This is a genomic window from Novosphingobium olei (assembly GCF_012927405.1).
Lineage (GTDB): Bacteria > Pseudomonadota > Alphaproteobacteria > Sphingomonadales > Sphingomonadaceae > Novosphingobium > Novosphingobium olei.
Genome location: NZ_JABBGM010000001.1, coordinates 144,483 through 168,645, shown reverse-complemented (window position 1 = coordinate 168,645; position 24,163 = coordinate 144,483). Strand labels below are relative to the sequence as shown.

Genomic DNA, 24,163 nt, shown 5'->3' with positions numbered 1-24,163 from the left:
GCGCGCACGCACGATCGTGGCGCGCTCAAGACAGTGGGAGAACGGGATGAAGATCGTGGTCACCGGTGCAGCCGGCTTTGTCGGCCGTGCGATCGTCGAGCGCCTGGTGGCGCAGGGCGACAGCGTCACCGCGATCGACATTGCCACCCACGGCCTGCCCGATGGCGTGCGCACGCTGGCCGGCGATCTTGGCGATGCGGACGTGCGGGCAGACGCCCTGGCCGAAGGCTGCGATGCGGTCATCCACCTCGCCACCGTTCCCGGCGGTGCCGCCGAGCAGGACCCGGTCGCCTCGCGCCGGATCAACATCGATGCAGGCTATGACCTGATCCTCGAAGCTGCCGCCGGCGGCCGGCGCCCGCGCTTCATCTACGCAAGCTCGATCGCGGTGTTCGGCGATCCGCTGCCCGAAAGCGTCGACGATGCCACGCCGCTTTCGCCCAAGCTGATCTACGGCGGGCACAAGGCCATGCTGGAACATGCCGTGGCGATGTTCTCCAACCGCGGCACGATCGATGGCGTCACCGTCCGCCTGCCGGGCATCCTGGCCCGGCCCAAGGGTCCGTCGGGCATGAAGTCCGCATTCATGAGCGACCTGTTCCACGCGCTGAAAGCGGGCGAGGCATTCACGTGCCCGGTTTCCGCCGATGGCATGATCTGGGCGCAATCGGTCGCCCGCTGCGCGGACAACTTCCTCCACGCGCTTTCGCTCGACACCGCGCTGCTGCCGCCGACGCGCGCGGTGACGCTGCCGGCGCTGCGCATCCGCATGGGCGACCTCGCCGCAGAGATCGCGCGCCAGTGCGGCGTTTCGGACAGCCTCGTCACCTATCAGCCCGATGCCGCGCTGGAACAGGCCTTTGCCGCGCAGCCGCCGCTGGCGACGCCGGCCGCGGAACGCGCCGGGTTCCGCCACGATGGCGATCTTGGCGAACTTGTCAGATCGGCGCTGACGCTGATCTGAAAAAACCAAAAAATCGGGAGAGAAGACGATGCGGTTCGGAAAGCTGGATCTCAACCTGCTCGTGGCGCTCGATGCGCTGCTGACCGAAAAGAGCGTGAGCCTTGCGGCCTACCGGCTGTGCCTGTCGCAATCGGCCACGTCGTCCGCGCTCGGCCGATTGCGCGAATACTTCGGCGACGACCTGCTGGTGGTGAAGGGTCGGCAGATGACCCTCACCACGCGCGCCGAGGAACTGATCGAACCGGTCCGCAGCGTGCTCGAACAGATCCGCACCACGGTTGCGGTGGCGCCGCCGTTCGAGCCGGCCACCGCCGACCGCCAGATCCGGATCATGGCTTCGGACTATTCCACCGAGGTGCTGCTTACCCGCGCCATCGCCGCGATCGCGCTGGAAGCCCCGAACATCCGCTTCGAGATCCAGCCGATGCACGACGCCCCGATCGAGGCGCTGGAACGCGGCTACATCGACCTGCTGCTGACGATCCACTTCGCCACTTCGACCGACCATCCCAGCCGGGACATCTTCGAGGACACCTACGTGGTGGTCGGCTGGGACGGCAATCCGGCGATGGCGCAGCCGATGACGCGCGATGCCTACTTCGCGCTCGGCCACGTCACCGCGCGCTTCGGCAAGCTGCGCGTGCCCGCGTTCGAGGACTGGTTCATGCGCCGCCAGAAGCAGCAGCGCCGCGTCGAGGTGGTCGCGCCATCGTTCCTTTCGCTGCCGGGCCTGCTAATCAACACCAACCGCATCGCCACCATGCACCGGCGCATGGCGGAGATCGTCACGCAGAACGGCCCGCTGGTCATGCATGACCTGCCGTTCGACATCCCGCCGATCCGCGAAACGCTGCAGTGGCACATTTCCAACAACAACGATGCGCTGTTGCGCTGGGTGGTGGAAAAGCTCGCGCAGGCGGCCGACAGCAAGGGCGCCGGCCCGGCCGACGGGCGCGGCGAAGCGATCGACCCGCTCGAAATCGAATACCGGATGAACCGGCCCCGATCAGCCTGAGCCGGCGGGGCGGCCGCAACCGCTGCCGACCGGTCAGACCACCGTTTCGACGTGGACCACCGACGGCGGCGCCACGAAGAACGGGCCGGCCAGCCCGCGCCAGTGCTGGAAGCCTTCGGATTCGCGGAAGTCGACCATGTGCGCCTCGACCGTTTCCCAGCCGACGAGCAGGCGGTAGGCGCCCGGTTCCTCGATCACGCGCTGCAGCGCGAACGAGACGAAGCCGCGCGCGGCCTCGAAATGTGGCTTGGCCTGCGCCACGGCCGCTTCGAATTCCGCCGCGCGCGCAGGATCGATGACAAGGCTGGCAACTTCGAAGATCACGACACCGGCTCCTCGACGAATTCGATCAGGTTTCCCGCACAGTCGCGCAGGAAGCAACCCCGGCCGAACTTTTCGCGCACGACGAACGCCACGTCCGCCCCCTTCTCTTCCATCTCGGTGAGGAAATCGTCGAGGCTGTCGACGCGGAACGCCACGTGCTTGTTGCCATGCGTCTTCACGTCGGTGGGCGGCATGCGCCGTTCCTCGGGCAACGGCGCCGCACCCTCCACCTCGAAGATCTCGAAGCGCAGCGGCCCTTTGCGGACCATCGCGGTGTGGCTGCGCGCGGCTTCGATGTAGAAGCGCTTTTCCAGCTCGAAGCCGAGCACGCGCCCGTACCAGTCGATCGCCTCGTCAAGGCTGGGGACCGAAACGCCGCCGTGGTGAAAGGTGAACTCGGCCATCGTTCAACCCAGCTCGGCGAAGGTCTGCGCACACCAGTCGGCGATGTAGTCGCGCATGCCGGTGCCGTTGTCCGCGCCGCAATGTTCCACCTCGAAGTCCTTCCTGGTGAAGATGCGCAGCGCGCGCTTGGGGCTGTTGACCGCCTGATCATAGCTCATCTGTGCGTTGTACGCCGGGATCTGGCGGTCGTTTTCGCCGTGGGTGATCAGGAACGGTACGCGGATCTTTTCGACCTGGCCGTCCAGCGTGATCTGGTCGGCATAGGTCAGGAAATCTTCGCGGTTGTCGATGCCGAAGACCCACATCACGTGGTCCCAGTAATGCGGCACCGGGTTTTCGCCTTCGTTGGCGACGCGTTCGCGCTGGCGCTGGCCCCAGACGTGGTTGGCGCCCATCACCGCGCAAAGCGCATAGCGCGGATCGTTCGCGGCGATGCGCGGGGCGTGATAGCCGCCGAACGAAAGGCCGAAGATGCCGATCTTCGAATGGAGCACGTCCGATCGCGTCAGCAGATAGTCAAACGCCGGGCTGCCCCAGCGCTCGGCGTCGTAGACCGCAGGCAGGTTGCGCTTGCGGATCGCCTCGCCCGTGCCGGGCTGGTCAAGGAACAGGGTGTTCATGCCCCGCGCCAGGTTGACCGAGCCGTGGCCCGCCATGTTGACCTGTTCCTTCATCGAATCCAGGCCGTTGACGGAAACCAGCGTCGGCCGCGGCGTGCCGCTGCCATCGTGGACGAAGATCGCGGGATAGCTCGACCCTTCGTAGGGGATCTCGACCTTGTCGACGTGGAGGCCGCTCAGCGCGCTGCCCTTGTGGTAAAGCTCCAGCCCCTTGTCATAGGCAATCCAGCGCGGGGCGTAGTCGCGGCTCTGCAGGCGCTCGGCCCCCAGGTAGTAGCCCGAAGCGCGCAGGTACTTCGCGCCGGCGGACAGCAGGAAGCCCTCGCTTTCGTCGCGCTCGGCATTGCGGGCGACCTGGTCGGCCACCGCGATCCAGCTGTCGAACAGCTGCGCCGAACCAGCGTCGGCGCCCGCCTTGGCCGCCTCGCGCACGGGGCGGCAGGCCTCGTCCAGCTCGCCGTGGTTGCCGCCGGCGATCAGCGCCAGGTTGATGCCGAGATTCCACACGTAGTTTCCGGGAAACGGTTCGAACATTTCAGGGACTTTCTATTCTGCGGTCCAGCCGCCATCGACGACAAGGCTGGTTCCGGTCATCAGCGCCGAGGCTTCGGAGGCGAGGAACACGACGGCGCCCATCAGGTCTTCGGGCTGGCCGATGCGGCCGAGCTTGATCTTGGCAAGGACGCTCGCCTTGAACTCGGGATCCTCGAAGAACGGGCGCGTCAGCGGCGTTTCGATGAACGTGGGCGCGATCGTGTTCGAACGGATGCCGTGCCGGGCAAGGTCGAGCGCGAAGCTCTTGTTCATGCCCTCGAGCGCCCACTTGCTCGCGCAATAGAGGCTGCGATTGGGCCCGCCGACATGGCCCATCTGCGAGCCCATGTGGATCAGCGATCCCGCCGTACCGGTCTCGATCATCCGCCGCGCGCAGCCCTGCGCGACGAAGTAGGCCGCCTTGACGTTGAGCCCCAGGACGGCGTCGAAGTCGTCCTCGGTCACGTCCCACATCGGCTTGGGCCGATTGGTGCCGGCATTGTTGACGAGAACGTGGAACGGCTCGCGCTCGGCAAAGAACGCGGCCACCGCGCCCATGTCCGAGACATCGAGCGTGGCGGCCTGGGCGCCGTTGCCGATCTCGGCCGCACCCGCCTCGATCTCGCCCGCCGAACGGGCGACGAGGGTGACCGCGGCGCCGGCCTCGGCCAGCGCCGCGGCGGCGGCGAGGCCGATCCCGCGACCCGCCCCCGTCACGATCGCGCGCTTGCCGTCAAGCCTGAACGCAGGCGTGCGCGGCAAGCCCATCAGGCGACCGTCAGCTCGCTCGGCGTCGCCTGGCCCGCATAGGGCACGTCGCGGTGACCAAAGCGACGGACGCGGATGTTGGCCTGTTCGCCATGGCCGGCAAAGCCTTCCAGCGCGCACAGGCGGCTGCAATATTCGCCGACCAGCGCCGAAGCCTCGTCGGTCAGCACCTTCTGGTAGGTGCAGGTCTTGAGGAACTTGCCGACCCACAGACCGCCGGTGTAGCGCGCCGCCTTCTTCGTCGGCAGGGTGTGGTTGGTGCCGATCACCTTGTCGCCGAAGCTGACGTTGGTGCGCTGGCCCAGGAACAGGGCGCCATAGTTGGTCATGTTCTTGAGGAAGTAGTCCGGGTCGGCGGTCATCACCTGGACGTGCTCGCTGGCGATGTCGTCGGCAACCCTGACCATCTCCTCGTAGCTGTCAGCCACGATGACTTCGCCGAAGGTTTCCCACGCCTTGCGCGCGTGATCGGCGGTCGGCAGGATCTGCAGCAGGCGCTCGATCTCGGCGATCGTCTCGCGCGCGAACTTCTCGCTGTTGGTCAGCAGCACGCCCGGGCTGTCAGGGCCATGCTCGACCTGGCCGAGGATGTCGGTCGCGGCCATTTCCGGATCGCAGCCGATCTCGTCGGCGATGATCAGCGTTTCGGTCGGGCCTGCGAACAGGTCGATGCCGACGCGGCCGAACAGCTGGCGCTTGGCTTCGGCGACGAAGGCGTTGCCCGGGCCGACAAGGATGTCGACCGGCGAGATGCTTTGTGTGCCGATCGCCATCGCGCCGATCGCCTGGATGCCGCCGAGCGCATAGATCGCATCGGCGCCGGCCATCGCCTGGGCGGCGACGATCGCGCGGGCGGGCTTGCCCTGGAACGGCGGAGCGCAAGTGATGACGCGCGGCACGCCGGCCACCTTGGCGGTGATCACCGACATGTGCGCCGAAGCCAGCAGCGGATACTTGCCGCCGGGGACATAGCAGCCGGCATTCTGGATCGGCAGGTTCTTGTGGCCAAGGACGACGCCGGGCAGCGTCTCGACCTCGACGTCCTTCATGCTGTCGCGCTGGATCTGGGCAAAGTTGCGCACCTGGGCCTGCGCGAACTCGATGTCCTTGCGCTCCTGCGGGCTCAGGCTGTCGACCGCCGCATCGATCTCGGCCTGGCTCAGCCGGTAGTCTTCCCGGTCCCAGCCGTCGAACTTGATCGACATGTCGCGCACTGCGGCATCGCCGCGCTGTTCGATGTCGGCCAGGGCCGCCTCGACGATATCGCGGACCTTCCGGTCCGTTTCTGCCTTAACCTCTGCAGCCGCGCCGCGCTTGAGCCACTGGGCCATAATACTCCCCGCAAGGTCTGGATGATTGTCGGCAGCTCCCTTGCATCACCGTGGCAGAGCCCACCATCGCATAGAATCAATGCCATTCTATCGACCAAATTCCTTTGAAGGCCGGCTTGGGCTGGGGCTACGCGGCACTTACGAATAATAACGGGAGAACTGCCGGCATGCGCCTGGCCACGCTTCAAGATGGAACGAAGGACGGCCGCCTCGTGGTGGTCTCCCCCGACGGGACGCGCTATGCACCGGCCCCTGTCGCCACCCTGCTCGATCTGCTCGACAACTGGACCGCGCAAGCCGGCGCGCTTGCCGCGATCGACCGCTTCGAACACGATCTCGATCCCGCCGCGCTGCTGGCCCCGTTGCCGCGCGCGTGGCAGTGGCTCGATGGCTCGGTCTATCCCAGCCATGGCGAACTGATGGACAAGGCCCTGGCGATCGAGCCGTTCAAGCCCGACTGGCCACCGATGTACCAGGGCGTGTCCGACACCTTCTATGGTCCCAATGCCGACGTGCCGATGGCATCGGAAGATCTCGGCATCGATTTCGAGGGCGAATTCGGCATCATCGTCGATGAAGTGCCGATGGGCACCAGCGCGGACGAAGCGCACGCCTACATCCGCCTTGTCGTGCAGATCAACGACTGGTCGCTGCGCAAGCTGGCGGGCCCCGAAATGCGCTCGGGCTTCGGCTGGCTCCAGGCCAAGCCCCCCTGCGGCATGGCGCCCTTTGCCGTCACGCCCGACGAACTAGGGGATGCCTGGCGCAACGGCCGCCCGGCGATGCACCTGCGGGTGGACTGGAACGACCGGCAATTCGGCAACGCCTATGGCGAACCGATGGCCTATGGCTTCCACGAACTGATCGCCCACGCCGCGCGCACCCGTCGCCTTGCCGCCGGCACGGTGATCGGCTCGGGCACGGTGTCGAACCCCGAATATCGCGAAGTCGGCTCCTCCTGCATCGCCGAGCGGCGCGGGATCGAGATCGTCGATACCGGCGCGCCGATCACCGATTTCATGAAGTACGGCGATACCGTGCAGATGGAGGCGCGGACCGCAGATGGCCGTTCGCCGTTCGGCGTGCTCAAGCAGAAGGTGGTGCAACCGTGAGTGAGATTCTTTCCGATTCCGGCCTGCCGGCCGTCCAGCGCGTCGTCACCGGCCATGACGAGAACGGCCGCGCCGTGTTCAAGTCCGAGGACTTCAGCCCCACGCGGATGATTCCCACCGGCGACGCCTCGTTCCTCACGATCTGGAGCACCGCCACCGTCCCGGCCGACAACAACGACGAAACCGACGGGCGCGACCGCAAGACCGGCCTGACGCTCGAAGGCGGGTCGGTCATCCGCATCACCGACATGCTGCCGGGCAAGGAAAGCCCGATGCACCGGACCAACTCGATCGACTACGGCATCGTGCTGCAAGGCGAGATCGAGCTGGAGCTGGAAGACGGGCGCAAGAAGACGATCCGCCAGGGCGGCATCATCATCCAGCGCGGCACCAACCACCTGTGGCGCAACACCACCGACAAGGTCTGCCGCATCGCCTTCATCCTGATCGAAGCGCCGGCCTACCTGCACAACGGCGTTCCGCTCGATGAAGCCAAGCCCGAACAGGTGACGGGCCACGAAGTGGGCTCGCACTGATCGTGTTCGATCTTTCAGGAAAGGGCGCGATCGTCACCGGCTCCACGCGGGGAATCGGTCGCGCCATCGCCGAAGGATTGATCGCGGCGGGCGCGCGGGTTGTCATCTCCAGCGAAGATGCCGATGACACCGCGCGCGTCGCCGCCGAACTTGGCATGCCGGGCCTGCCCTGCGACGTCAGCAGCGATGATGATCTGGCCGCACTGGTCGAATTCGCGCTTGCCGCCCTCGGCCGGCTCGACGTGCCCGTCTGCAATGCCGGGATCACCGGCCGCGCCGGTCCCTTCGCAACGATCGACATGGACGATTATGCGCGGGTGATGGCGATCAACCTGCGCAGCCAGGTCGTCCTGTGCAACCTTGCCCTGCCGCACATCGCGGCCGCGGGCGGTGGCGCGGCGATCCTGATTGCCAGCCTTTCGGCGCTGCGCGGCAACGGGCGCATCAATGCCTATGCCTTGGCGAAGGCCGGGGTCGCCCAGCTTGCCCGCAACCTTGCGGTCGAATGGGGGCCGCAGGCGGTGCGGGTCAATGCCATCTCGCCCGGCTTCATCGCCACCGAACTGTCGCAACCGCTGATCGACGATGCGGCGTTCATGGCCCGCCGCATGGCGATGACGCCGCTGCGCCGCCCCGGCACGCCGCAGGAGATCGGTGGTACCGCGGTCTACCTCGCTTCGGCCGCAGGCGCCTTCGTCACCGGCCACAACCTTGTCGTCGATGGCGGCACGCTGATCACCGACGGCAGCTGAGCCGCGCCCGCATCGCGCGGCGGCCAGCTCGACCCAAGGTATCAGCCGGCGGCGTCCGCCAACAGCGCCGCATCCACCGCCGCCTTATGCGCGCGGCCGTTCTCCACATAGTGCGCCACGCCCGCGCGCATTCCCGCGATCGCCTCGTCGGTCAGATCGCGCATGTAGGCCGCCGGGCGACCACCCCACAGCTGGCGTGCGCCGATCCGCTTGTTGGGTGTCAGCAGCGCACCCGCCGCCAGCATGCCGTCGCTTTCGATCACGCAGCCGTTCATCACCGTGGTCGACAGCCCGACGAAGCCGCGATCCTCGATCGTGCAGCCGTGGATCATCGCTATGTGGCCCACCAGCACGTCTTCGCCGATGATCGTCGGAAATCCGTTCGGGTGGCGCGGCTCGGGGCTGTCGCAGTGGATCACGGTGCCGTCCTGGATATTGCTGCGCGCGCCGATCACCACGCGGTTGACGTCGGCGCGTATCACGCAGTTGTACCAGATGGACACGTCCGGCCCGATCTCCACATCGCCGATGATCCGGCAGCCCGGCGCGATGAACGCGCTGTCGTGGATGCGCGGGGCTTTGCCGTGGATGGCGATGATGGTGGTGTCGGGCCGGTTGATCATTTCTTCTCGTCTCCTCAGCCCAGCACGAAGCTGTTGCGCTTCTCGTCCGGCGTCACCGTCACCTTCTTGCCCAGCGGATCGCTTTCGATCATCGCGGCGATGGTCGCGGCATCGCGACTTTCTGCAATGAACCGCCCCCCGCTGTCGAGGTCGCCGATCACGATCGCCTGCACCGGATCGGCCTTGGCATAGACGATCGTATAAGTGCCCACCGTGCCTGCGCCCGCTGGCTTTTCTGCCAGCACCGCCTTGGGTACGGCGTCGAGCTTGTCCTGCACCGTCTTCGTTTCGCAGCCCGGCCATTCGCGCGGGGTGGTCGACAGGATCGCCGCGCCATACTTCGACTGGAAGCCGCCGTTCAGCCCGACGAAGCCGAAGCTGCCGGGTTTTTCGCGCAAGGTTTCGGTCATGCTGGCAAAGGCATGCATCGAATAGTTGTTGCCCGCCCCGCCGAAGTAGGGAAGCCCGCCGGTGACGGTCAGCCCGCGCGGATCCTGCGGCGAAAGGCCCAGATAGCGCACCGCCGCGTTGAACACCGGGATCGGGAAGCAGGAATAGAAATCGAACGCGGCCATGTCGTCGGCGCTCTTGCCCGCTGTCGCAAAGGCGGCGTCGATCGCGCCCTTGGCCGCCGGATAGGCGTCGATCTCGGGCCGGTCGAGGATCTCGCGCTCGGTGCCGAGCGCCGCGCCGTGGAGGTAGACCCACTTGTCCTCCGGCACGCCCGCTTCGCGCGCGGCCTTGACCGACATCAGCACCACGGCCGCCGCCTGGTTCACCTGGTCGCGCGATACCATCTTGAGCGGGTATGGATCGGCGATCATGCGGTTGCGCTCGCCCACGGTGGCGATCTCTTCCGCGCTCATCGGCTTGACCGCGGCCGAGCTGTAGGGGTTGGTCGCGGCGACTTCGGTGAACGGGGCGAACAGCTTGCCCATTTCGAGCGCATAGTCGGCGCGCGACAGGCCCAGCTTGGCCCGGCGCGCATTCTCGCACAGCGCATAGGCGACGACCGGGGCACGGATGCCGTGGGCGATGCTGGTGGCCGAAAGCGTGCCTTCGAAGCCCATCCCCATGTCGATCATCTCGCCATCGTCATGTTCGGCCCAGTCGCGCGTCTCGCCCTTGGTGGTCAGGTGGCGCACGGTGGAGATCGCCTCGCTGCCGAAGGCGAGCGCAGCCTCGACTTCGCCGCGCGCGATCTTGTCGCCCAGGTCCGCGATCAGCGCGAGCGGCGACTGGCCGCCGACCTTGTGCAGGATGGCAACGTCCGGCTTCAGCCCCAGCCGGCGCGCCACGGCCAGCGGCATCTTTTCCGCGCGACCGAAGGGCACCTGCATCGCGCCCGATTCCTCGAACGTGCGCACCGACCCCACCGCCTTGATGCGCCCGGAAATGTCTGCGCCAGAATCGCCTTTGGCATCAGCGATCGCGGCGGCGGCGGCGCGTTCGGAAAGGTCGGCGAACGAAAGCCCGGCATAGTCGGGGGCATCGATCCGTTCGACGAACTGGCCGACGCCGACGATGACGGGGGTGGTATCGCTGACTGTCACGTTCGGGCACCTCTTGCAGGGCGGCGGTGCGGGTGGCGCTTGCTTGCCAACGCGCACTTGTGCCGGTTGATTCGTTGCGCCATCAGTGTTCTTAACTGCGCGATTAATCAACCGCCCTCGCACGAGGCGATTGTCGGGAAGAGGCGGAATTGGGCGAAGACGGCGTCAGGCTGGAAGGCGATTGGGACTACATCGTGGTCGGCGCAGGCTCCGCCGGATGCGTCGTCGCCAACCGCCTCTCCGTCGATCCTGGCACGCGCGTCCTGCTGCTCGAAGCGGGCGGGCGGGACAACTGGATCTGGTTCCACATTCCCGTCGGCTACCTGTTCGCCATCGGCAATCCGCGTGCCGACTGGATGTTCGAAACCGAAGCCGAACCCGGCCTCAACGGCCGCGCGCTCAAGTATCCGCGTGGCAAGGTGATCGGCGGCAGCTCGGCGATCAACGCGATGATCTCGATGCGCGGGCAGGCGGCCGACTACGACCACTGGCGGCAGCTGGGCCTCGAAGGCTGGAGCTGGGCCGACGTCGCGCCGGTGTTCCGCCGCCTCGACGATCACTTCCTGGGCGATGGAGAACATCACACAACCGGCGGCGAATGGCGGGTCGAACCGCCGCGCGTGCGCTGGCCCGTGCTCGATGCCGTGGCCCGCGCCGCGAACGAGATGGGCGTCGCCTCGGTGCCCGATTTCAACACCGGCGACAACGAAGGCGTCGGCTATTTCCATGTGAACCAGAAGCGCGGGGTGCGCTGGTCGGCGGCGAGGGCGTTCCTCAAGCCGGTGCTGGGGCGCCCCAACCTGCGGCTCGAAACCGGGGTGCTGGTCGACCGCGTGGTGATCGAACAGGGCCGCGCCGCCGGCATCCGCTTCCGCCGCGGCGGCGAGGTGGTGGAGGCGCGGTGCCGGGGCGAAGTGATCCTGTGTGCAGGTGCGGTGGCGAGCCCGCTGATCCTGCAGCGCTCCGGCATCGGCCCGGCGGCGGAGCTGGCGCGCCATGGCATCGCCCGCCTGCTCGACCGGCCGGGTGTCGGCGGCAACCTGCAGGACCATCTGCAGCAGCGCGCGATCTACACCGTGGCGGGGGTGCGCACGCTCAACGAAACGTACTGGAACCTGGCGCGCCGGGCGTGGATGGGGGTGGAATACGCGCTGTTCCGCAACGGACCGCTGACGATGGCGCCTTCGCAGCTCGGCCTGTTCACCCGCTCCTCGCCCGATCACGAGCGCGCCAACATCCAGTTCCACGTCCAGCCGCTGTCGCTAGACAAGTTCGGCGATCCGCTGCACCGCTTCCCGGCGATCACCGTGTCGGCCTGCAACCTCAGGCCCACATCGCGCGGGGCCGTGCGGCTGCGCTCGGCCGATCCGGCGGACAAGCCGGTGATCGCGCCCAATTACCTGGCGACCGACGAGGACCGCCGTGTCGCCGCCGATGCCATCCGGGTTACCCGCCGGCTGATGGGGCAAGGCGCGCTCGCCCCCTACCAGCCCGCCGAATGGCTGCCCGGCCCCGGCGTGGGCGACGACGAAGCCGCGCTGGCCAAGGCGGCGGGCGACATCGGCACGACGATCTTCCACCCCGTCGGCACGGCGAAGATGGGCCGAACCGACGATCCGGCCGCCGTGGTCGATGCCCGGCTGCGCGTGATCGGCATCGAAGGCTTGCGCGTGATCGATGCCTCGGTGATGCCGACGATCACATCGGGGAACACCAACACGCCAACCGTGATGATCGGGGCTAAAGGCGCCGCCATGGTGCTTGCCGACAACCAGAAAGGACTGCGACGATGAAGGCGATCGTGATCGAAAAGGGCGAAGGCGGGCAGACCGTCGCGCTGAAGGACTTTCCCGAGGCCGACCTGATGGACGGCGACGTGACCGTCCGGATCAGCCATTCGACGATCAACTACAAGGACGGCCTGGCGCTGACCGGCGCGGCACCGATCGTCCGCCGCTTTCCGATGATCCCCGGCATCGACTTTGCCGGCGTGGTCGAAAGTTCGAGCAGCCCCGACTACAAGCCCGGCGACAAGGTTCTCCTGAATGGCTGGGGGACGAGCGAGACCCACCTTGGCGGATATGCGCAGAAGAGCCGGGTGCCCGCGAGCATGCTGGTGCCGCTGCCCGAAGGGCTGACGGCGCGGCAGGCGATGGCGATCGGCACGGCGGGGTACACCGCGATGCTCTCGGTCATGGCGATCGATGCCGTGGGCGTGACGCCCGACCATGGCCCGGCGATCGTGACGGGGGCGGCCGGCGGGGTCGGCTCGGTGGCGACGACGCTGCTCGCCCGGGCCGGCTGGCATGTCATCGCCTCGACCGGGCGGACCGAGGAGGCCGAATACCTGAAGGGGCTGGGCGCAGCCGAAGTGATCCACCGCGACGAGCTGTCCGGCACGCCCAAGCCGATTGCCGGCGAGCGCTGGGCGGCGGGCGTGGATTCGGTCGGCTCCAACACGCTCGCCAATGTCCTTGCCCAGACAAAGTACGACGGCGCAGTGACGTCGTGCGGGCTGGCGCAGGGCATGGACCTGCCGGCATCGGTGGCGCCGTTCATCCTGCGCGGGATCAAGCTGTTGGGCATCGATTCCGTGCACTGCCCCCGCCCGCGCCGGTTCGAGGCGTGGCAGCGGCTGGCCAGCGAACTGGATCTCGACAGGCTGGAAGCAATGATCACCACCGTACCGCTGGAGGACGTGATCGCACTCGGCCCGCAGATCCTGGCTGGCAAGGTGCGCGGGCGGATCGTGGTGGAGATCGGCTGATCGGCCGTACGGATGAGGCCGGTCCGCGCCGGATCGGCCCATCCTAAATCGGCCAAGTTGACAAAGTTGACAGAATTCAGGGGATAAACTTCCAGCAACTCCCGACCGGCAGTCCAAGGCTGCCGACGGCGGAGCCGTGGACAGCGGAAATGGCAGGATTGCGGGGTGTTCGGGCGGTGCATGGCGCCCGGTATACAGGCGATCAGGGGTGTAGGACATCGCCGCCGCGATGTTGGACACCTGTTGTGGTTACACCATGCATATGCAATTCATAGCCTGACACGCCGATGGCCATCTGGCTCGGCGCGCCGCGATTGCCCTTTGGTGCATATCGGAGTGCGATGTGGACCACAGGGTTGCGAGGCCGGGGCCTGTCGCCGAGGGAAGAGGCATGGACCGGGCCGCACAGGAACTTCGCGATGCACTGGCCCTGCCGATCGCGGCGGGGACGATCGGGCTGTACCGGTCCAGCGAGGACATCGGCCGGCGGCTGGAGCAGTCCTTTCCCTTTGCCGGGGCGAAGATCGACTGGAGCTTGACCAGAGGCCACCTTGCCGTCAGCGCCGGCGCGCGCAGCCTGGTGGGCTTTTCGGCCTTCTTCGAGGACCGGCGAACCGCGCTGGGCAACGACCAGCCCGCATTCTACCTGAGCGAAGGGCCGATCGACTTTGCCCTGCGCGCATCGCTGATCACGTTCCAGCGCCACCTGCGATCGATCGTCTCGGTCCCCGCGCACCACTACTTCGTGGCCGAGGATTTCAGCTGGTGCATCGTCTATTCGATGGAAGGCGACATCGATTTCGGCTGGTCGCCCGTCCATCGCTGACGCGCGAGACCGGGGACCCGCAGATAAAATACTTATGGCGATTACTGCCATCGCTGAACACATCATCTGTAGTCGGCCCGAGTTCATTTCAATCTCGGGAACTCGTATCCAATGCGTCCATGGAACCTCCTGCTGTCGACCGCCCTTTTTGTCGGGACGGCTTCGACCGCCTTCGCCGAACGTGATGCGGCGGCGGATAAGGCCGACAAGGCCAAGACTTCAGCGCAGGTGGCCCCGGCCAAGACATTCAGCACCGGCGTCGCCAAGGGTCGCGACCTGCTCGACACCGCGATTTCGGCGAGCACGCTCGACGAGACCGACCTGCCCAAGCTGGGCGTGCCGTCGGTTGCCGGCATCGTCGCCAACCTTCCCGGCATTCGCGCCGAAACTTCGGGCGTCGATGGCTTTTCCGCGCTGACCGTGCGCGGACTGCCGCTGTCGGCCGATGGCACCCGCTATGTCCAGATCCAGGAGGACGGCCTGCCTGTCCTGGAATTCGGGGACATTCACTTGGCCGGCGTGGACACTTTCGTGCGCGCTGATATCGGCCTGTCGCAGATCCAGTCGATCCGTGGCGGTTCGGCATCGACCTTCGCCTCCAACTCACCGGGTGGCGTGATCAACCTGATCTCCAAGACGGGCGAGACCGAGGGCGGCACGCTGCTGGTATCATCAGGCCTTGGCTATGACCTGCATCGCGCCGATTTCGAATACGGCGCGCCGCTTGGCGAAGGCTGGCGCTTTCACATCGGCGGCTTCTTCCATGAAGGCGAAGGCCCGCGTGAAGTAGGCTACACCGGTACGCGCGGGGGCCAGATCAAGGTCAACCTGACCCACACCTTTGCCGGCGGCTATTTCCGCTTCTACGGCAAGTACCTCGACGATCGCCAGGCGCTCTATTCGCTGTTCCCGCTGCAGATCAGCGGCACCAATGACTCGCCCAAGTTCAGCAACCTGCCGGGCACGGACATCAAGCGCGACACGCTCAATTCGAAGTATGTGTCGAGCCTTACCGGCGTGGATGACCAGAACAATCCGACCCGTGTCGACCTGCACGACGGCATCCGCGGCGTGAGCAAGGCGGTCGGACTGGAAGCGCAGTTCGAGATCGGCGACTGGACCGTCACCGACAAGTTCCGCTTCGCTTCGAACAGCGGCGCGTACAACGAGAACATTTCGCTGCTGACGCTTCCCGCCGCCGCATTGGTCGCCACGTTCGGAGGACCTGGCGCGGTGCTTAGCTATGTCGGCGGCCCGAACAACGGCAAGCCGGTGACCGACCTGGCCGGGCTGAACGGCAACGGCCTGCTTTCGGTGCCGATCTACGTTCATGCCGATCTCAACAACCTCGACAACGTGACCAACGACCTGCGGGCCAGCCGCACGTTCGCGATGGGCGAGGGCAAGCTGACGACCACGGCGGGCGTCTATTATTCTTCGCAGAACGTGGACATGTACTGGTCGCTGACCAACGGGCTGGAAGGATATGCCGCGCATGGCAAAGGCACGCGTTTCGATCTGACCGCAGCGGACGGCACGCACATTACCGATACCGGCATCCTGGCTTATGGCTTCATCAGCGGCGCCCCGTTGTTCACCTACCATCGCCGGTATGACGTGAACTACCGCGTGCTGGCCCCTTATGCTTCGGCCAACTACCAGATCGGCAAGCTGTCGATCGGCGGCAGCTTGCGGCTGGACACCGGCAAGGTGAGCGGCAGCCTGTACGGCGCCGATCTGGGCGGCGGGCGCAATGGCGCCAGCGCGATCGACGTCAATGGCGATGGCGTGATCTCGCTGCCCGAAACGCAGGTTTCGGTCCTGCCGCTCTCGCGTCCGGGCAATGTCGGCTACAACTATCACTATGTGTCGTATTCGGCCGGCGTGAACTATCGCGTGGCCGAGCCGCTTTCGGTGTTCGCGCGCTACAGCCGGGGCGGCCGGGCGGGCGCCGAGCGCCTGCTGTTCACGCCGCAGCAGGATCCGGACACCGGCAAGCTGACCGACAGTTCGGCGGCCTATGGCATCGTCAAGCAGGCCGAAGCCGGCGTGAAGCTGCGCAAGGACGGCGTGAGCCTGTTCCTGACCGGCTTCTGGGCTTCGACCGGCGAATCCGGGTTCCAGATCGGCGCCGATGCCGACGGCAACGCCAAGGTGATCTCGTACAGCCGATCCTACAGCGCCAAGGGCCTGGAGCTTGAAGGCGAAGTGCAGCGCGGGCCTTTCAGCCTTGCGCTGGGGGCCACTTACGCCAAGTCGAAGATTGATCGCGACACCACCAACCCCGCGATCGAAGGCAACCGGCCGCGCCACCAGCCTTCGCTGTTCTTCTCTGCCCGGCCGCAGTTCCAGCAGGGAATGGTCACCTTTGGCGCAACGGTGAACGGTACGACCAGCAGCTATGCACAGGATACCAACGTGCTCAAGCAGCCGGGCTACGTGATCGTCAGCCCCTACCTGTTCGTCCGCCCTGTCGACCGGCTGGAACTGGGCCTGACCGCGTTCAACGCCTTCGACAAGCTGGCCTTCGTCAACCTGTCGGCCGCGGCCATTCCGGCGCTGGGCGTGGTCAATGCGCAGACGCTGAACGGCAGGACGGTGACCGGATCGGTGCGCCTGTCGTTCTGATCCCCACCGGCGTGGCGGGGGGACAGCGTCCTCGCCACGCCCGCGGGGCATCAGACTTCCTCGTGCGCCCGGACGCGCGCCAGCAGCATGGCTGGGACGGCGGGATCGTCGATCGTGGGGGGTGTTGGCGCATCCTCGCCATTGACGATCTTGCGCAGCAGGTTGCGCAGCGTCTTGCCTGAACGGGTCTTGGGCAGCGCGGGGACGACGTAGGCGGTCTTGAGCGCGGCGACGGCGCCGAGTTCGCTGCGGACGGCCTTGATCACCGCGTCATGCAGCGCCTGTTCGCTTCCCGCGCCGGCGCGGGGCACGACGAAGGCGACCGGAATCATCCCCTTGATCGCATCGTCGGCGCCGATCACCGCGCATTCGGCAACGCCATCGACGGCTGCGACGATCTGCTCCATCTGCCCGGTCGACAAGCGGTGCCCGGCAACGTTGATGATGTCGTCGGTGCGGCCCATGATGTGGACGAAGCCGTCCTCGTCGATGAAGCCGGCATCGCCGGTTTCGTACCAGCCGGGGAAAGTGGCGAAGTTCTTCGCATAGCCTGCATGGTTGTTCCACAGCGTGCGGAACACGCCGGGCGGCAGGGGACTGCGCAAGGCCACCGCGCCGCTCTGCCCGGTCGGCACTTGGTGGCCGCTTTCATCTAGGATCGCGAATTCGTAGCCCGGCACGGGGAAGCCGGCGCTGCCGCGCTTGCGGCGCAGATCGCCCAGCGCCGCGCAACTGGCGAGCGCGGGCCAGCCGAGCTCGGTCTGCCACCAGTGGTCGATGACCGGCAGGCCCGACTTGTCCTCCAGCCAGCCGATGGTGTCCGGATCGGCGCGCTCGCCGGCAAGGAAGATCGCCTGGCACTGGCCGGTGCCGATCTGGTTGAGGAAGGTCGCTTCAGGATCTTCCTTGCGCACCGCGCGGATCGCGGTCGGCGCGGTGAAGAAGGTCTTCACGCCGTGGCGCGCGATGGTGCGCCAGAAGGTGCCCGGATCGGGCGTGCCGACCGGCTTGCCTTCGAACAGAACGGTGGCCGCGCCGACCAGCAGCGGCGCGTAGACGATGTAGCTGTGGCCGACGACCCAGCCGACGTCGCTCGCGGCCCAGAACACATCGCCCGCGCCGATGCCGTAGATGTTGGCCATCGACCAGGCGAGCGCGACGGCATGGCCGCCGTTGTCGCGCACCACGCCCTTGGGCGTGCCTGTGGTGCCCGAGGTGTAGAGCACGTAGAGCGGATCGGCGGAGGCAACCTCGACCGGGGCCGGCGCGGGATCGCCGGCAGTGGCGGCGCGCAGGGTGTCCCAATCGAGATCGCGGGGGGAGGAAAGTTCGGCCACGGGGCCGGTATCGCGCTGATGGAGCACGACGTGGTCGACCGCGTGGGCGGCGAGGCGCAGGGCTTCGTCGACCAGCGGCTTGTAGGCGATCGTCCGCGCGCCCTCGATCCCGCAGCTGGCGGTAAGGACGAGGCGGGGCGCGGCATCGTCGATGCGCTTGGCGAGTTCCAGGGGCGCGAAGCCGCCGAAAACCACCGAATGGAGCGCGCCGAGACGCGCGCAGGCGAGCATGGCGAAGACCGTCTGCGGGATCATCGGCATGTAGAGCACGACGCGATCGCCCTTGGCCAGCCCAAGCGACGCCAGCATCGCGGCGACGCGGCCGACTTCGTCGAGCAGTTCGGCATAGCTGTAGGCGCGGACGGTGCCGGTGACGGGGCTGTCGTAGATCAGCGCGGTTGCATCGCCCCGCCCCGCCGCCACGTGGCGGTCGACGCAGTTGGCGCAGGTGTTGAGCGAGGCGCCGGGATACCAGCCCTGCGCTTCATCAAAGCAGCGCGCAGGCGGAGAGATCCACTCCACGCTGCGCGCCGCCTGCGACCAGAAGTGCTCCGGCTGGTCGATGCTGTCGCGCCAGGCCTGTTCGTAGGCTTCGCTCATGTCCTGTCCCTGCATTATGTGCTGGCGCCCGGTGTGCCGCTTCTGCGGGCCGGGCGCCAGTTCGACTTTGGTCGTCAGTTGTCGATGCTGCGCTTGTAGGTTTCGGGCAGCACGATCAGGCCGATCACCACCGTCGCCGCTGCGACGACTACGGGGTACCAGAAGCCGTGGTAGATATCGCCGTTGGCCGCGACCATGGCAAAGCCGATGGCGGGCAGCAGGCCGCCGAGCCAGCCGTTGCCGATGTGGTAGGGCAGCGACATCGACGAGTAGCGGATGCGGCTGGGGAACAGTTCGACCAGCATCGCCGCGATCGGGCCGTAGACCATGGTCACCAGCAGCACGAGATAGAACAGCAGCGCGACGACCAGCGGCTTGTTCATCTGCGCCGGGTCGGCCTTGGCGGGATAGCCGACCTTGGCGAGTTCACCGACCACGGCGGGCTTGGCTTCGACCGCGGGCTTGCCCGCGCTGGCAGGCGCGGCCTTCACTTCGGGTGCGCCGACCACATGCGCGGTGAAGGCAGAGATGGCCTTCTTGCGCTCGTCGCCCGAAACCTTGGCCGGATCGGGAGCGACGATGGTGGTGCCGCCGATGGTCACCGAAGCGATGGTGCCGGCGGGCGCGGCGACGTTTTCGTAGTTCACCGCCGCCTTGGCGAGGGCATTCTTGACGATATCGCAGCTGGTGCTGTCGAACTTGTTGGCGCCGACGGGATCGAACTGCGAGGAGCATTCGCCAGCGTAGGCGGTGACCTTGACCGGGGCATTGGCCTGCGCATGGGCGAGCGCGGGGTTGGCCGCTTCGGTCAGCGCGTGGAACACCGGGAACATCGTTGCCGCCGCGAGCGCCGCGCCGCCGAGGATGATCGGCTTGCGCCCGACCTTGTCGGACAGCCAGCCGAAGAACAGGAAGAACGGCGTGGCCATGACGAGTGCGATGATGGTCAGCGTGTTGGCCTGGATGCCATCGACCTTGAGCATCTTTTCCAGGAAATACATCGCGTAGAGCTGGCCGGTGTACCACACCACGGCCTGGCCCATGATCGCGCCGAAGAAGGCGATGAGCACGATCTTCAGGTTCTTCCACTCGCCGAAGGCTTCGGTCAGTGGCGCCTTGGAAGCGGTGCCTTCGGTCTTCATCTTCTGGAAGACGGGGCTTTCGTGGAGCTTGAGGCGCAGCCACAGGCCGACGCACAGGAATACGCCCGACAGCAGGTAGGGCACGCGCCAGCCCCAGGCCTTGAACGCATCTTCGCCCACGCCCGTCACCGGCGAGCGCACGGTGATGACGATCAGCAGCGCCATGGCAAGGCCGGCGGTGGCGGTGATCTGGATCCAGCTGGTGTAGAGCCCGCGCTTGTTGTCGGGCGCGTGTTCGGCGACGTAGGTGGCGGCGCCGCCGTATTCACCGCCCAGCGCCAGTCCCTGGAACATGCGCAGCACGACGAGCATGATGGGGGCGGCCACCCCGACCGTTTCGTAAGTCGGCAGGCAGCCGACGAGGAAGGTCGAGAGGCCCATGACCAGCAGGGTGATGATGAAGGTGTAGCGGCGGCCGAACGTGTCGCCGATCTTGCCGAACACCAGCGCGCCGAAGGGGCGGACGATGAAGCCCGCCGCGAACACCAGCAGCGCCATGATGAACGAGGTGGTGGGGTTGAGCCCGGTGAGGAACTTGGCCGCGATGATCGAGGTCAGCAGGCCGTAGAGGTAGAAATCGTACCATTCGAACACCGTGCCGAGCGAGGACGCGGTGATGATCAGCTTTTCGCTGTGGGTGGCCTGGTGATGTCTTGGCAGGGCGCTGAAATCGTCAGCTATGTCGATTTGCGACATGGGTTGGTCCTCTCCGTCGTTTGTCTTGTCTTTATCAGAAGCCGTACTTGGCGGCGAATTCGACCCGGTCGAGCTTGCCGCTGCCGCCGTTCACCAGCTTGCGCTGACCGTGGCGCAGTTCGATGCCGAGGTCGATGTTCCTGACCGGCGACCAGAACAGGTTGCCGGCAACGCTCCATGCCTCGCGATTGTAGGTGGCGATGCTGGCGGCCGCGATGTCGTCGGCGTAGCGGACGTGCTGGTAGCTGCCCATCAGGTTGGCGCGCAGGCCGGACGCGATGCCGAGCCGCAGCGCCGCCATCGCGGCGAACGTCGAAACGCCATGCAATTGTCCGCTGGCGGGATCGAGCACGGCATCGGGCGCAAAGTTGACGCCGATGTAGCGGCCGGCACCGTTGCCGTAAGTCGCCATGAAGCGCAGGTCGCTCACCCTATCGGTGCTCAGGTAGAGCTTGCCCGCGGCGCTGAGGCCCCAGCCGAAACGGGTGTCCGAAAGCGCGCCGTTCTGGACGCGCAGCTGGCGGGCAAGGCCGGCCAGCGAAAGTTCGCCGATCTTGCCCGCATAGGCGAGGCGCGCGGTCGCATCGGGCAGGTGATCGTCGCCATTTTCGGTCAGCGCCGGGGCGCCGAGGCTGGCCGAAGCGGTTTCCGGATTTTCCGCCGCGACGTGCAGCGTCAGTTCCTTCGACAGGGCTTGCGAATAGCGCACCAGCGGCTGGCGGACGAAGACGGTGCCTTCGGTGGTGCCGACGTAATCGGTGCTTTCGGGCAGCGCGCCGGTGTACTGGAACGTGGTCCAGTCCTGGCCGAAGGTCCACTTGTCCACCTGCATCCACGCGCGGCGCAGCGCGAGGGTGTAGCCGTTGGTGGTGCGCTGGTTGCCCCCGCCGGTGACGCTGGCCGAGGTGTTGGGCGTGGTTTCGAAGTCGGTTTCGACGTAGCCCTTCACCGCGTGCCCTGCGATGTCCGAAGCGAAGTTCAGCCACAGCCGGGTCTGGCGCGCGCTGAAATCCTGATCGCGCGATGCGGGCCCCTTCCCCACCGGGATCGACTGCGGCAGCCAGAAATCGCGGCCTTGCGTGTTGTTGGCCATCTCGCCGCCTGAAAAGCGGCTGTTGGTGGCAACGAGCTTGAGATAGCCGCCGAGCCGGACGGTGGTGTTGCCATCGCGGAACCCTTCGGCAGGCGGCGTGGGCCGGGCTTCGAGCGAGGCGACGCGCTTCTCCACGGCCTCGGCCTTTGCCGCGGCGGCGGCGATGCCGGTTGCCTGCGCCTGTGCCAGGCTGGCAGCCTGCGCTGTTTCGGCCTGCTGCTGGCGCGCGGCCTGGAGATCGGCCTTGAGCGCGATCATTTCGCCTTCGAGCTTTTCGAGCCGCGCTTCGAGCTCGGCTTCGTGGGCGGCGCGCGCTTGTGCCAGCGAAGGCAGCGCGAGCGCACCGGTCAGCAGCAGCGCCCGCAGCGCTTGTCTGGTATGGTTCATTGACCCTCTCCTCAGGTGTCCATCTTTCGGGACACTTCCGTTCGATCCGTGACGAGTTTCGGACCGACGGGCCTTGGCAACCAGAGCGAGGATGGTCTTATATCTACGACCAAGGTCTATGCGCGCAGCGACGCGAGCCTGCGGTATCTGCAGCGCAAACACGAGAACGAGAGGAGTCCGGTGAAAATGGGCGAAGCCGTCTACCCCGTGCCCGAGAACTGGGCCGCCAACGCACTGGTCGACGAAGCGCGGTATTTCGAGATGTACCGCCAGTCGATCGAGGATCCGGACGCCTTCTGGGCCGAGCACGGCAAGCGAATCGACTGGATCAAGCCGTTCACCAAGGTGAAGAACACATCGTACCACGAAGCCGATTTCGGCATCCGCTGGTTCGAGGACGGATCGCTGAACCTTTCGGCCAACTGCCTTGACCGCCACCTGGCGACGCGCGGCGACGACATCGCCATCCTGTGGGAGCCGGACAGCCCCACCGAGCCCGAGCGGCGCATCACCTATCGCCAGTTGCACGAACAGGTGTGCCGCTTTGCCAACCTGCTCAAGAGCCGGGGCGTGAAGAAGGGCGAGCGGGTGACGATCTATCTGCCGATGGTGCCCGAAGCCGCCGTTGCGATGCTGGCCTGCGCGCGGATCGGCGCAATCCATTCGATCGTGTTTGCAGGGTTCAGCCCCGATGCGCTGGCCGGCCGCATCATCGATTGCGACAGCCGCATCGTGCTGACCGCCGACGAAGGCCTGCGCGGCGGCAAGAAGGTTCCGCTGAAGGCCAACGTCGACGAAGCGCTCAAGCAGTGCCCCGATGTCGATACCGTGGTGCTGCTGCGCCGCACCGGGGCCGACGTTGCCTTCGTCGAAGGCCGTGACATCGAGTGGGCGAGCGCTGTGGCCAGGCAGAGCGCCGACTGCGCGCCCGAGGAAATGAGCGCGGAGGACCCGCTGTTCATCCTCTATACCTCTGGTTCCACCGGCAAGCCCAAGGGCGTGCTGCACACCACCGGCGGCTATGCCGTGTGGGCATCGATGACGCACGAGTACGTGTTCGACTATCGTCCGGGGCAGATCTACTGGTGCGCCGCCGATATAGGCTGGGTCACGGGCCATTCCTACGTCGTCTACGGCCCGCTGATGAACGGGGCGACCACGGTGATGTTCGAAGGCGTGCCCAACTTCCCCGATCCCAGCCGGTTCTGGCAGGTGGTCGACAAGTTCGGCGTCGAGATCTTCTACGGCGCCCCGACCGCGCTGCGCGCACTGATGCGCGAGGGCGACGAATGGGTGAAGAAGACCAGCCGCCAGTCGCTGCGGCTGCTGGGTTCGGTGGGCGAGCCGATCAATCCCGAAGCGTGGGAATGGTATCACAAGGTGGTGGGCGATGCCCGCTGCCCGATCGTCGATACCTGGTGGCAGACCGAAACCGGCGGTGCGATGATCACCCCGCTGCCCGGTGCCACGCCGCTGAAGCCCGGCTCGGCCAGCCGCCCGTTCTTCGGGGTGAAGCCCGCGCTGGTCGACAACGACGGCAACTTCCTCGACGGGGCGACCGACGGCTGCCTGGTCGTGACCGACAGCTGGCCCGGGCAGATGCGCACCGTGTGGGGTGACCACGAGCGCTTCTTCCAGACCTATTTCAGCACGTTCAAGGGCCTGTACTTCACCGGCGACGGCTGCCGCCGCGACGAGGACGGATACTACTGGATCACCGGCCGCATCGACGACGTGATCAACGTGTCTGGCCACCGCATGGGCACCGCGGAGATCGAAAGCGCGCTGGTGGCGCATCCCAAGGTGGCCGAGGCCGCGGTGGTGGGCATGCCGCACGACATCAAGGGCCAGGGCATCTATGCCTTCGTCACCTGCAATGCCGAGATCGAGCCCGACGAGGCGCTGCGCAAGGAGCTGGTCGCGTGGGTCCGCCACGAGATTGGTCCGATTGCGACGCCGGACGTGATCCAGTTCGCACCGGGCCTGCCCAAGACCCGTTCGGGCAAGATCATGCGCCGCATCCTGCGCAAGATCGGAGAAAACGACGTTTCAAATCTGGGTGATACGTCGACGCTTGCCGATCCGTCGGTGGTTGACAACCTGCTCGCCAACCGGCCGCAACTGGCCAATGCCTGATGTTTTGAAGGAGC

The 24,163-nt window shown here is 66.6% G+C and carries 20 protein-coding genes; 10 read left to right on the top strand and 10 right to left on the bottom strand.

The window, feature by feature from the left end:
* The first annotated feature begins 46 nt into the window (after positions 1–46).
* Positions 47–964 (top strand): NAD-dependent epimerase/dehydratase family protein, encoded by a 918-nt coding sequence (locus tag HHL27_RS00780; RefSeq protein WP_169491479.1) that lies wholly within the window; start codon positions 47–49, stop codon positions 962–964.
* A 28-nt stretch (positions 965–992) separates the two neighbouring features.
* On the top strand, positions 993–1,979 hold the full coding sequence (locus HHL27_RS00775; RefSeq protein WP_169491478.1) for a LysR family transcriptional regulator: 987 nt from the start codon (positions 993–995) through the stop codon (positions 1,977–1,979).
* Positions 1,980–2,012: 33 nt separating this feature from the next.
* Here the strand turns inward: HHL27_RS00775 and HHL27_RS00770 are convergent, their stop codons facing one another.
* Genes HHL27_RS00770 through hisD form a run of 5 tightly spaced genes read right to left on the bottom strand, consistent with a single transcriptional unit; the run spans position 2,013 to position 5,961 of the window.
* Entirely contained in the window at positions 2,013–2,303 is a 291-nt protein-coding gene (locus HHL27_RS00770; protein ID WP_169491477.1) for an antibiotic biosynthesis monooxygenase, read from the bottom strand.
* The gene (locus tag HHL27_RS00765) at positions 2,300–2,707 is read right to left on the bottom strand and encodes a VOC family protein (protein WP_169491476.1); all 408 of its coding nucleotides are present in this window, start codon (positions 2,705–2,707) and stop codon (positions 2,300–2,302) included. The genes HHL27_RS00770 and HHL27_RS00765 overlap by 4 nt, the downstream gene beginning before the upstream one ends.
* 3 nt (positions 2,708–2,710) lie before the next feature.
* Positions 2,711–3,862, bottom strand: coding sequence for an alpha/beta hydrolase (locus HHL27_RS00760; RefSeq protein WP_169491475.1), 1,152 nt, complete (start codon positions 3,860–3,862; stop codon positions 2,711–2,713).
* 12 nt (positions 3,863–3,874) lie between these two features.
* Entirely contained in the window at positions 3,875–4,630 is a 756-nt protein-coding gene (locus HHL27_RS00755; protein WP_169491474.1) for an SDR family NAD(P)-dependent oxidoreductase, read from the bottom strand.
* Positions 4,630–5,961, bottom strand: a complete 1,332-nt coding sequence (gene hisD, locus HHL27_RS00750; protein ID WP_169491473.1) for a histidinol dehydrogenase — start codon at positions 5,959–5,961, stop codon at positions 4,630–4,632. Before hisD ends, HHL27_RS00755 begins: the two co-directional genes overlap by 1 nt.
* 167 nt (positions 5,962–6,128) lie before the next feature.
* Here hisD and HHL27_RS00745 point away from each other — a divergent pair, with 167 nt between their 5' ends.
* The 3 genes from HHL27_RS00745 to HHL27_RS00735 are packed head-to-tail and all read left to right on the top strand — an operon-like array spanning position 6,129 to position 8,361.
* The gene (locus HHL27_RS00745) at positions 6,129–7,073 is read left to right on the top strand and encodes a fumarylacetoacetate hydrolase family protein (RefSeq protein WP_169491472.1); all 945 of its coding nucleotides are present in this window, start codon (positions 6,129–6,131) and stop codon (positions 7,071–7,073) included.
* Positions 7,070–7,609 carry a cupin domain-containing protein gene (locus tag HHL27_RS00740; protein WP_169491471.1) on the top strand — a complete coding sequence of 180 codons (540 nt, stop codon included), beginning with the start codon at positions 7,070–7,072 and terminating at the stop codon, positions 7,607–7,609. The genes HHL27_RS00745 and HHL27_RS00740 overlap by 4 nt, the downstream gene beginning before the upstream one ends.
* A gap of 2 nt (positions 7,610–7,611) precedes the next feature.
* Positions 7,612–8,361 (top strand): SDR family NAD(P)-dependent oxidoreductase, encoded by a 750-nt coding sequence (locus tag HHL27_RS00735; protein WP_338114787.1) that lies wholly within the window; start codon positions 7,612–7,614, stop codon positions 8,359–8,361.
* 41 nt (positions 8,362–8,402) lie between these two features.
* On the opposite strand, the gene HHL27_RS00730 is transcribed toward HHL27_RS00735, so the two are convergent.
* Positions 8,403–8,984 carry a gamma carbonic anhydrase family protein gene (locus HHL27_RS00730; protein WP_169491470.1) on the bottom strand — a complete coding sequence of 194 codons (582 nt, stop codon included), beginning with the start codon at positions 8,982–8,984 and terminating at the stop codon, positions 8,403–8,405.
* Between the two features lie 14 nt (positions 8,985–8,998).
* Positions 8,999–10,537 (bottom strand): acetyl-CoA acetyltransferase, encoded by a 1,539-nt coding sequence (locus tag HHL27_RS00725; RefSeq protein WP_169491469.1) that lies wholly within the window; start codon positions 10,535–10,537, stop codon positions 8,999–9,001.
* A gap of 149 nt (positions 10,538–10,686) precedes the next feature.
* Between HHL27_RS00725 and HHL27_RS00720 the strand changes: the two genes are divergently transcribed.
* From HHL27_RS00720 to HHL27_RS00705, 4 genes are all read left to right on the top strand, one after another.
* Complete coding sequence (locus HHL27_RS00720) at positions 10,687–12,330, top strand: GMC family oxidoreductase (RefSeq protein WP_169491468.1); 1,644 nt, start codon at positions 10,687–10,689, stop codon at positions 12,328–12,330.
* A complete protein-coding gene (acuI, locus tag HHL27_RS00715; RefSeq protein ID WP_169491467.1) occupies positions 12,327–13,304 on the top strand; it encodes an acrylyl-CoA reductase (NADPH) in 978 nt (325 codons plus the stop codon). The genes HHL27_RS00720 and acuI overlap by 4 nt, the downstream gene beginning before the upstream one ends.
* A 391-nt stretch (positions 13,305–13,695) precedes the next feature.
* The gene (locus HHL27_RS00710; RefSeq protein ID WP_169491466.1) at positions 13,696–14,130 is read left to right on the top strand and encodes a hypothetical protein; all 435 of its coding nucleotides are present in this window, start codon (positions 13,696–13,698) and stop codon (positions 14,128–14,130) included.
* 111 nt (positions 14,131–14,241) lie between these two features.
* Positions 14,242–16,758, top strand: coding sequence for a TonB-dependent receptor domain-containing protein (locus tag HHL27_RS00705; protein ID WP_169491465.1), 2,517 nt, complete (start codon positions 14,242–14,244; stop codon positions 16,756–16,758).
* A gap of 50 nt (positions 16,759–16,808) precedes the next feature.
* Here HHL27_RS00705 and HHL27_RS00700 read toward each other — a convergent pair whose 3' ends face one another.
* From HHL27_RS00700 to HHL27_RS00690, 3 genes are all read right to left on the bottom strand, one after another.
* A complete protein-coding gene (locus HHL27_RS00700; RefSeq protein WP_169491464.1) occupies positions 16,809–18,695 on the bottom strand; it encodes an AMP-binding protein in 1,887 nt (628 codons plus the stop codon).
* 74 nt (positions 18,696–18,769) lie between these two features.
* Positions 18,770–20,533 carry an MFS transporter gene (locus tag HHL27_RS00695; RefSeq protein ID WP_169491463.1) on the bottom strand — a complete coding sequence of 588 codons (1,764 nt, stop codon included), beginning with the start codon at positions 20,531–20,533 and terminating at the stop codon, positions 18,770–18,772.
* A gap of 34 nt (positions 20,534–20,567) precedes the next feature.
* Entirely contained in the window at positions 20,568–22,013 is a 1,446-nt protein-coding gene (locus HHL27_RS00690) for a DcaP family trimeric outer membrane transporter (protein ID WP_169491462.1), read from the bottom strand.
* Positions 22,014–22,199: 186 nt separating this feature from the next.
* On the opposite strand from HHL27_RS00690, the gene acs reads away from it, so the two are divergent.
* Positions 22,200–24,149 (top strand): acetate--CoA ligase, encoded by a 1,950-nt coding sequence (gene acs / locus HHL27_RS00685; RefSeq protein ID WP_169491461.1) that lies wholly within the window; start codon positions 22,200–22,202, stop codon positions 24,147–24,149.
* Positions 24,150–24,163 lie beyond the last annotated feature (14 nt).

What these genes read in the sequence shown, in the direction of transcription:
- HHL27_RS00780 (WP_169491479.1), top strand. Translation starts at nt 47, where the DNA reads ATGAAGATCGTGGTCACCGGTGCAGCCGGCTTTGTCGGCCGTGCGATC.
- HHL27_RS00775 (WP_169491478.1), top strand. Translation starts at nt 993, where the DNA reads ATGCGGTTCGGAAAGCTGGATCTCAACCTGCTCGTGGCGCTCGATGCG.
- HHL27_RS00765 (WP_169491476.1), bottom strand. Translation starts at nt 2,707, where the DNA reads ATGGCCGAGTTCACCTTTCACCACGGCGGCGTTTCGGTCCCCAGCCTT.
- HHL27_RS00760 (WP_169491475.1), bottom strand. Translation starts at nt 3,862, where the DNA reads ATGTTCGAACCGTTTCCCGGAAACTACGTGTGGAATCTCGGCATCAAC.
- HHL27_RS00755 (WP_169491474.1), bottom strand. Translation starts at nt 4,630, where the DNA reads ATGGGCTTGCCGCGCACGCCTGCGTTCAGGCTTGACGGCAAGCGCGCG.
- hisD (WP_169491473.1), bottom strand. Translation starts at nt 5,961, where the DNA reads ATGGCCCAGTGGCTCAAGCGCGGCGCGGCTGCAGAGGTTAAGGCAGAA.
- HHL27_RS00745 (WP_169491472.1), top strand. Translation starts at nt 6,129, where the DNA reads ATGCGCCTGGCCACGCTTCAAGATGGAACGAAGGACGGCCGCCTCGTG.
- HHL27_RS00730 (WP_169491470.1), bottom strand. Translation starts at nt 8,984, where the DNA reads ATGATCAACCGGCCCGACACCACCATCATCGCCATCCACGGCAAAGCC.
- acuI (WP_169491467.1), top strand. Translation starts at nt 12,327, where the DNA reads ATGAAGGCGATCGTGATCGAAAAGGGCGAAGGCGGGCAGACCGTCGCG.
- HHL27_RS00710 (WP_169491466.1), top strand. Translation starts at nt 13,696, where the DNA reads ATGGACCGGGCCGCACAGGAACTTCGCGATGCACTGGCCCTGCCGATC.
- HHL27_RS00705 (WP_169491465.1), top strand. Translation starts at nt 14,242, where the DNA reads ATGCGTCCATGGAACCTCCTGCTGTCGACCGCCCTTTTTGTCGGGACG.
- HHL27_RS00700 (WP_169491464.1), bottom strand. Translation starts at nt 18,695, where the DNA reads ATGAGCGAAGCCTACGAACAGGCCTGGCGCGACAGCATCGACCAGCCG.
- HHL27_RS00695 (WP_169491463.1), bottom strand. Translation starts at nt 20,533, where the DNA reads ATGTCGCAAATCGACATAGCTGACGATTTCAGCGCCCTGCCAAGACAT.
- HHL27_RS00690 (WP_169491462.1), bottom strand. Translation starts at nt 22,013, where the DNA reads ATGAACCATACCAGACAAGCGCTGCGGGCGCTGCTGCTGACCGGTGCG.
- acs (WP_169491461.1), top strand. Translation starts at nt 22,200, where the DNA reads ATGGGCGAAGCCGTCTACCCCGTGCCCGAGAACTGGGCCGCCAACGCA.